The 5,518-nt window shown below is 58.0% G+C and carries 3 protein-coding genes and 1 pseudogene; 1 reads left to right on the forward strand and 3 read right to left on the reverse strand.

Annotation, left to right across the window (positions count from 1 at the left end):
* A partial coding sequence (locus AC5ZGW_RS45220) for a molybdate ABC transporter permease subunit (protein ID WP_394570381.1) occupies window positions 1–540 on the reverse strand: 540 nt, incomplete at its 3' end.
* 13 nt (window positions 541–553) lie between these two features.
* The gene (locus AC5ZGW_RS45225) at window positions 554–1,501 is read right to left on the reverse strand and encodes a type 2 periplasmic-binding domain-containing protein (protein ID WP_130231484.1); all 948 of its coding nucleotides are present in this window, start codon (window positions 1,499–1,501) and stop codon (window positions 554–556) included.
* A gap of 1,299 nt (window positions 1,502–2,800) precedes the next feature.
* On the opposite strand from AC5ZGW_RS45225, the gene dctA reads away from it, so the two are divergent.
* Window positions 2,801–4,129: a C4-dicarboxylate transporter DctA gene (gene dctA, locus AC5ZGW_RS45230; RefSeq protein ID WP_130231486.1), complete on the forward strand. Its 1,329-nt coding sequence runs from the start codon at window positions 2,801–2,803 to the stop codon at window positions 4,127–4,129.
* Window positions 4,130–4,287: 158 nt separating this feature from the next.
* Here dctA and hisC read toward each other — a convergent pair.
* Window positions 4,288–5,404: pseudogene (gene hisC / locus AC5ZGW_RS45235) on the reverse strand (histidinol-phosphate transaminase).
* Between the last annotated feature and the right edge of the window lie 114 nt (window positions 5,405–5,518).

A 5,518-nucleotide genomic window follows, 5' to 3' on the forward strand; every position in this document is an offset into this window, starting at 1 on the left:
GGCCGACAGCACCTTGGTGCGCCCAGGAATGTTGCCGCCGATCATAAGCACGATGCCGAACGTGCCTATCGCATGCGTAAAGCCAAGCATGGCGCCTGTCAGAACACCCGTTCGCGCCACAGGCAAGGCGACCGTGAAGAAGGTATATAACGGTGAGGCGCGCAGAGTGGCAGCGACTTCCAGCCGGCGGTCACCCATCGCAGCGAAGGCGTTGCGGATGGGCTGCACCACCAAAGGCAGAGCTGACAAAACCGATCCGACCACGAGCCCTGTAAAGGTGAAGGCGAGCGTGGCCCCGCCCCAGAGAGAGGCGAGAAGGCCACTCGGGCCGAGCAGGGCCAGCAGATAGAAACCGAGTACTGTTGGCGGCAGCACCAGCGGCAGCGGGATGATCGTGGCGACCGCCTCAGCCCAAAGGCTCTTCGAGCGCGCTATCCACCACGCGAGCGGCGTGCCAAGGACCAGCAGGATCACGGTCGTCAGGCTCGCGAGCTCGATCGTGAGCCGGAGCGATTCCCAGAGCTCTGGCGAAAAAGCCATCCATGCGTCAACTCTAGCTTTGCACGTAGCCACCCCGCGCGATAATCGCGTGGAGTTTTTGCCATTTGAGAAAGTTGACGAAGGCGGCCGACAGTTTATTGTAGGTGCCAGTCTCCAACAGCACGGCGTCTTGCCCATAAGACTCCTGCGCCACCAGCCAGCGGCAACGGATTTTGCTGTTTGTAAGCTCGGGCGGCGCGACAAATCCGAGTTCGGCATTGCCGGTCTCGGGTTGATAGGCGTGTGTGATGCTGGCGCCACCGGCCTTATTTGGCTGAATCGCCGCACTGACACCTAGCACTTTCGTTACCTGCACCGCCGTTGCGCCATCATAAGGTGCGGCGGCCGGATCGCAGATCGATGATTTTGCGACAGACATCATCTGAAGCCTCTCCGCGCGATTGGCGAACTTCACGTTCGAACGCCACAGCACGAACTTGCCGCTCTTTAGTCGTGAAGCTGCTTGCGATACCCGGAGAGGCTTCTCCATCGACTTACTTGGGCGGAACTGGTCGGCCGACAGAAGGATACAAAATGCGCGGGTTGGATGATCCGGCTGCAAAAATGTCCGTTCGCGCGAGAGCTCAACCCGGCCTCGAGCCGGATCGTCTGAATGAGCGGTGCTGCAATCTCGTTGCCCGGCAGACGGAAGTTTGCGGCAATAGTGGGACTGATGTTGACCGCTGCTGCTATTCCGAGCAGGAGCAGGATCAGGATTAAGGTTGCATTTATCAGGATCAATCGGGCAAGCCTCATTGGGAGTTCTTTCGGAGCGGGGCGGCTGCGACCACTTTGGCCGCGGCGGCTTATGCTCCTCATCCCAGCAATCGGCGTGCCGCTCGCGGAATATGATGCGCGCCTTGCGCCATAGCAGCCAAACACGCTTAAGCGCCAGCGTGGCTGTTGAATTGCGGCGGAATGGCCTCAGCGCCGTGTCAGCTTCCGACTTCGGCGTCTTCAACCGAACATCTCTAGCCTCTTGAACGAAAAACTTCTGGCATTACTCTGCCCAAAGTTGGCTCCGCCGCGCCGTGATGTCCGATTTTGGATCTTTGAACGGCTCGACTCCGATCTCCGGACCGGCTGACCCGACGTGGCCGCCTGGGGTGTCGGAATACGATAAGTTCTGCCTTCACGTCTGCCACTACGAAGCGTCCGTTCGACGAGAACTCTGGGGCAGACGTCTCGTCCAGGCGCGGCGGGAGCTCGGCGTAGATGGCCCGGTGAAGGAGCATCGAGGCTGTCGTTTTTAACTGTGCGAAACTACGACGCGAGGCTCGATAACGCCCGAGGGCAGCTTGCATCAAGGTCTTAGGCGCATGTCTCCAAACGTCGATAATGTGGATGCGTACCATCCAAAAAATCAATTTTACCAATGTCGCGGAATGTTGCATTGACAGCACCTGACGCCCGACGAATCACGTCACTGCTTCTGTCGCGCGGCGCGGCTGAAAGGCAGTGCGTTCGCGTCGAAGCGCCTAATGGAAGCAGCAGCATGGCAGATCAATTCGCGAAGGAAATTGTTGCACGAACAAGGAAAACGCTGTCGGCGGCCGCGAGACATCGACCACCACGGAACTGACCTGGTGTGGCATCCAGTCACTGGAGTTGCGGACATCATCTGCGTGGCGCAGTCCTACGCGATCGACGATTGAGATGAACACGGATGACGCCTGATCGAATCTCAAGTCTATCGGCGACGAACCTGTCCGCGGCGTGGTCGCTGAGAAGGCCTGAACGGGGAGGCGCGTCGTCGTTTCCGGAATGGGCGGGACCGGCGGCGCTTCCATTTATAGGGAGATGCGAAGGCCGCTCCGCCAGTGACCCGATTGCAACTCTGAGCTCAGGATAAGGGCCAAGCTCAAAACGCTGCCCGAGCATTAAATCGCCCGCAAGCAGCTGGTCGATCTCGAGGCCGCGCCCAATCTGGCGCGCGCGAGCGCAAGGTGCGCGTGGCGCTGAACAACGCCTCTGCCTTCGGCGGAACAAACGCGTTTCTGGCATTCAACCAAATACATTTAGGAGAAAGTCTGTCCACAGTCTCGCCGGTTGAACGGCAGCATGGCTTCGGCGCGTGGTGCGCGTCTTGCTTAATGAGAGAAAAACACACGTAACTGCCAGCAAATCGCGCTGCCGGCTGTCGGAGTTCCGACATCGCCGTCTTCAATTGCGCACGGCTGGCATGACAAGGCTCGTCTGATGCCGTCGCCTCTCAACGCGCGGTGGCTCGGTGTTCGAGTTCATATTGGGAAGGAGCGTCATGACCACCATCGCAACTGCCGCACCCGCGCCGGTGTCGAGAACTTGGTACAAAATCCTCTACGTTCAGGTGCTGATCGCGATCCTGATTGGCGTCGTCGTCGGTTGGCTGTGGCCGTCGCTCGCGACCAGCGATTGGGTCAAGGCGCTTGGTGACGGGTTCATCAAGCTGATCAAGTTGGTCATCGCGCCCATCATCTTCTGCACCGTGGTCTCGGGCATTGCGCACATCCAGGATGCGAAAAAGGTCGGCTGGGTCGGCCTCAAGGCGCTGGTCTATTTCGAGATCGTCTCCACTTTTGCCTTGTTGCTCGGCCTTCTGATGGGCAATCTTTTCCAGATCGGCCACGGCCTTGCGGCCAAGCCCGATGCCGCAGCCGTCGCCAACTACGTGGAGCAGGCGGAAGCTTCGAAAACCGTCGATTTCATCCTCAATATCATTCCCGACAGCGTGGTCGGCGCGCTGGCGCGCGGCGACATCCTGCAGGTACTCTTATTTGCCATCCTGTTCGGCTTCTCGCTGATGGCGCTGGGTGAGCGCGGCGAGAAGTTGCGCGGCATGATCGACGACACGGCGCACGCGGTGTTCGGCGTCATCGCTATTGTCATGAAGGCCGCGCCGATCGGCGCGTTCGGCGCCATGGCCTTCACGATCGGCAAGCTCGGACCCTCGGCGCTCGGCAATCTAATCGGCCTAATCGCACTGTTCTACGCCACGGCCGCGCTGTTCGTGGTGGTCGTGCTCGGTCTGATCGCGCGCTCCGTTGGCTTTTCGATCTTCAAGTTTATCGCTTATATCAAAGACGAGCTCTTGCTCGTGCTCGGCACCTCGTCCTCGGAAAGCGCGCTGCCGCAGTTGATGAAGAAGCTTGAGCGGCTCGGCTGCTCCAAGCCCGTGGTCGGGCTCGTGGTGCCGACCGGCTACTCGTTCAACCTCGATGGCACCAACGTCTACATGAGCTTGGCAAAGTTATTTATCGCGCAGGCGCTCGGGGTCGATCTTACCTTCGGCCAACAGCTCACGATCCTGATCGTGGCGATGATGACCTCGAAAGGCGCAAGCGGTATCACCGGGGCCGGCTTCATCACGCTCGCGGCGACGCTATCATCGGTTAATCCGGCGCTAGTGCCTGGCATGGCAATCGTGTTCTCGATCGATAAATTCATGAGCGAGGTGCGCGCCCTTACCAATATCACGGGCAACGGTCTTGCCGCGGTGTTCGTGTCCTGGTGGGAAGGCGAGCTCGATCAAGCCACGCTCCATGCGCGGCTCAACCAGGAAAGCGATCGTTGTCCCTTGTTAACTGCAGTAGGTGCGCGATACCGCTGATCACGAGGCGGTTGTCCCTCGAAAACGGGGCCGTGGCAGTTAAGGGATCGATCCGTCGTCGATTTTCGTCCATCAGTCACAACAGATCTCGGTTATGCCACCCACCGCTCTCATCCCTCGGTGGTGCTATCGCATACGTGACGCGGCACCAGACATTACTACTGCGCGGCGGGCGATATACCCATTTTCGAGCGGCCAGAAATGTCACTGATTGCTGCGAGAATCGCGTCCATTTGCGTTTTTGTGCCGATGCTAACGCGGATACAGTCTTCAAGACCTTCATCAGGGAAAAAGGCAACGAGTATCTTTTGCCTTTCCAAAGCCAGCTGCCACCATCTGCCGTCGTGTCCCGCGGGCACACGGACTAGCAAGAAATTTGCGTCGGAGGGCGTTGCAGACAATCCAAGTTGTGACAGTGCGCTCGCCACTCGTTCTCTTTCCTGCGTGATGTGCCTATGGTTATCTTCGTAGATGGCGCGGTGCGCAAGAACGCTGATGCCCACCGCGTGACCGATCACATTCATGTTGAAGACGTTCTGGATGTTACGAAGCCTTCCGATAAGCTCTGGGTGGCCTAGTCCGAAGCCGACGCGAATGCCAGCGGCGGCGTAGCTCTTCGAAAATGTTCTTAAGATCAGAAGAGTCGGATAGCGGCTTAGGAGGCGTAGGCCATTATCAGGCGCAAAATCGACATACGCCTCGTCCAACACGACTAGACGGTCCGATTCTGCCACAAGGCGTTCGATGTCAGCGATCGGAATGAACGTTCCGGTTGGATTATTCGGATTAGCTACCAGAACGAACTTCGCGGCTTTTTCGCAACCCAACAACAATTGCTCTATAGGCAAGGACTGAGGTTCGTCACATCTGACTTCGAGAAGTTGAGCCCCTTGCAACATAGCAAGTTTGCGATTGAATGAAAAACCTGGAGACAGCATTGCCACGCTCTTGCCCGGGGGCAAGAAAGGCTCTGTAGATCAGCCCCAGAATCTCAGATGATCCATTGCCGGCAATCACATGATCCGTCGCTACGCCGTACGCATTGGCAGCTGCTTCCCGCAAGCTGAGGTTGTCATCTTCGGGATAAAGATACTGCCGCTCAAGGGCGGTAATTGCACTTTGCCATACGATCGTTGGCAGTGGAAATGGGTTCTCATTGGTATCTAGCTTCACGTAAGTTGCATCCGGCGCAGTCCGGCCGGCCGGCGGAGCATTCAACTGTCTCGCTGTCTGCGAAAGAGAAGACAGCACATTCTGCAATTTTGCATCCGACATCGTGTTCTTCCTTTGATTCGCCGGGGACAATCGCGGTTTGAAATGGACCCCGATTGTGGGACCACGTGCTTAGTTGGAAGGGGCTGCTCCGTTTGATAGACGGAGCGCATGATG

It is taken from the genome of Bradyrhizobium sp. Crot121, from assembly GCF_059512385.1.

Coding starts and splice junctions, on each gene's coding strand:
- dctA (WP_130231486.1), top strand. CDS start 2,801: ATGACCACCATCGCAACTGCCGCACCCGCGCCGGTGTCGAGAACTTGG.